Below are 2785 nucleotides of genomic sequence, written 5' to 3' on the forward strand. Positions count from 1 at the left end.
CTCCGGGCCGAGAAGAAGAAAACCACCGCCACGACCACGACACGTACCGAGCAGCACAAGCAGTCCCAGAAGAAGACGCAGACCCCGGACTACCGGGGCAAGGGCGGCGTCAAGGCCTCGGCAGCCTGAGCCTGCAGACCGACGGGACACCAGCCGGCGCGAGCGCCCCGGAGAAGGCCTTGATCCGGCGATCTGAACGACATCGCGCAACAGCGGTGAGCCCCCTGAACCACAAGGCGCCGTGCTCTCAGAGGGCGTTTGATCTAGGCGGATTGCCCTTTCTGCTCTAGTAGGTTCCTTGCCAGGTGGGGGTGGCTTCGTCCGTTATGCGTTTGGCGAGGTTGTCGATCGAGGCGATGTGGATCATGGCTTCGGAGCTGGTGGTGAGGGTCTCGTAGTCGCGGGCGAGGCGGCGGTGCATCATGAGCCATCCGATGCTGCGCTCGACCACCCAGCGCCTTTTGACGACGTGGAAGCCGCGTTTCTCTGGGTTGCGGTTGACGACCTCGACGTCGATTCCGAGGGTGGCGCCGTGCTCGATGACGGCGTTCTTGAAGCCGGTGTCGACCCAGCTTTTCGCGATGGTCGGGTACGTCTTCTTGGCCTGGTCGAGGAGACGTATTCCCATGGCGTTTTCCGAGAGGCCGGCACCGGCATCTGGACGAGCCGGTAGCAGCGCTGCCACCCGGTGTCCCACACCGGGCACCACCCCGGATCGATCGCATCCAGCTCGTCCCGCCGCGCCTCGGTCATCGCCCCGGCCGCCGAGGGCACGGGACAACCGGCCGCGCGCAGCTCCTCGTTCTCCCGCGCCCTGCGGGCCGCCGCTCTCGCGTTCTTCGCCCACACCCCGATCGGATGCCCCTCCCACACTGCGGTGGTCGACGGGAGGAAGTGGCCGTGCACCACGGCGTATTCCTTGGCGACGGCGATCCCGTCCGCCCAGGCCGCGTCCTGCTCGGACCAGACCATCCCGAGCTTCTCCAGCTCGACCACCCGCCCGGCCCCCAGCGTCCCGGCCGTGTAGGAACGGCGCTGCTCGGGGATCCACTGCCCGAGCGGATACCCGCCCACCCTGCCCCAGTCCTCCGGCGTGACGACCGTGTACGGCACCCGCAGCACGGCGTTCCCGGTCTCGCGCAGCCACCGCCCGGCCGCCTCGATCCCACGCCGCCAGTACGCCCCTTCCGGATCGATGACCCGCAGCCGCACGAACTGGGCCAGCACCGCCGGATCGCGGTCCTCACTGAACCGCAGCACCCCGGCCGCCGCCCTGCTCAGCGCCACCGGAACGGACTGCCGCTGTCGCTGGGTATATCCGGCGCGAACATGCACGACAGCCTCGGCCTCCAGCCGCTCGTGCGCGGCATCCCGCCCATCCGATCCCGCCGAGATCCACGCCGCCGAAGGCCCGAAAGGCTCCACGCGGACAAGGGCTACGACTACGACCACCTGCGCCGATGGCTCGGCACCCGCGGTATCCGACACCGCATTGCCCGCAAGGGCATCGAGTCCTCACAGCGACTCGGACGCCACCGCTGGCTGGTCGAGCGGACCGTGTCCTGGATGGCTGGCTGCCGACGTCTGCACCGCCGCTACGAACACAAGGCCGAACACTTCCTCGCTTCCAACGCGCGGTCACCCCCGCCAGATTGGAAAGGGCTCAGTGGTGTCCACACCGCCGGGGTCACCTCACGTCAGAGACGTGACCTACGGCGAGGACGCCTCACGCGTGCGCACCGGCACCGCGCCGCGCGCCATGGCCACGATGCGGAATCTGGCCATCGGCCTCATGCGCCAAGCCGGCTGGACCAACATCGCCGCCGCAACCGACCACTACCGGTCACGCCCCGAGCACGCAACCGCCCTCTCGATCTCACCGCCTGAGAGCGCATTCGCCCTGAACTCCAGGGTGTTAAATGTGAACCATTTGCCGGATTCGTTCCATTGGCGAAGTGGCTGAATATTGGGATGGGTTTCGATGCCATTCGGTAAGCACTTGAGGGGTACTTGAGGTTCAGTCCCATCTCTATTTCACCGGAACCCTCACTGGCCCTCCCGCTGACGCCCGTTTGCGTGAAATCAGAGACGTGATCAGGGCTGTGTGGTAAAGTCGGTTTCGACCAAGATCGATGTTCGTGAAATGATTCGATTTTCGAATCGAAACGGGGAGGAAATCGTGAAGCGTGGCCTGAAGAGCATAGGTGTAGGGGCAGCCGTCGTTGCTTCCATCCTACTTTCTTCTACTTCGGCGCAGGCGGCTACGACGGGTAAGGGGAAGTCGTACTACGGCTGCACCAACACGGTGAAGATGTGGCGCTCCGGGGGTACCATCTATGCAAACGCGAAGCAGGTTTGCGCGCATAAAATGAAAACCCAGAGGCCGTCCATTGCGCTTTCGGGTAACAATGGAAAGACTTTCGTCAGCAAGATAGCTGGATGCAAAAAAACCAAGACGTGTTCGACCCCTACGGTCAAGCTCAAGGCGACGAAGAAATGGACCTACCGGGCTTCGAACTCCGGGACCGGTTCGTTCGCTTCGCAGGGCACGGGTGACTTTTGGTGGCCTGTAAACACGGTGGCTCACGCCACGTACAAGTACAAGTAGCCTGGGAAATGCTCCGAGGGATTCCGTCGGCCTGGTGATCTGGGTGGGATTCCGTGTGCGTCTCGCGGCAGAGAGCACGGGTACGGAGCAGGGGCTGTACAGGTCGGCTGGCGTCCCGGGCCCACCCTTTGCGTGGGCCTGGGACACAGAGGTGCGGGTCCTGAGTGGGAGTGGGGC

4 pseudogenes are annotated in these 2785 nt (G+C 64.8%); 2 read left to right on the forward strand and 2 right to left on the reverse strand.

Going from position 1 to position 2785, the window contains the following annotated elements:
• Nucleotides 1-286: 286 nt before the first annotated feature.
• Nucleotides 287-652: pseudogene (locus EES42_RS44245) on the reverse strand (transposase); the annotation flags it as partial.
• A gap of 122 nt (nucleotides 653-774) precedes the next feature.
• Nucleotides 775-1335 (reverse strand): annotated as a pseudogene (locus tag EES42_RS47805) (helicase associated domain-containing protein); the annotation flags it as partial.
• Here EES42_RS47805 and EES42_RS44255 point away from each other — a divergent pair.
• Both EES42_RS44255 and EES42_RS47205 read left to right on the forward strand, forming a co-directional pair.
• Nucleotides 1288-1626: pseudogene (locus tag EES42_RS44255) on the forward strand (transposase); the annotation flags it as partial. The pseudogenes EES42_RS47805 and EES42_RS44255 overlap by 48 nt on opposite strands.
• A gap of 67 nt (nucleotides 1627-1693) precedes the next feature.
• Nucleotides 1694-1963, forward strand: a pseudogene (locus EES42_RS47205) (hypothetical protein); the annotation flags it as partial.
• Between the last annotated feature and the right edge of the window lie 822 nt (nucleotides 1964-2785).

This window comes from Streptomyces sp. ADI95-17 (genome assembly GCF_003846175.1).
Lineage (GTDB): Bacteria > Actinomycetota > Actinomycetes > Streptomycetales > Streptomycetaceae > Streptomyces > Streptomyces sanglieri.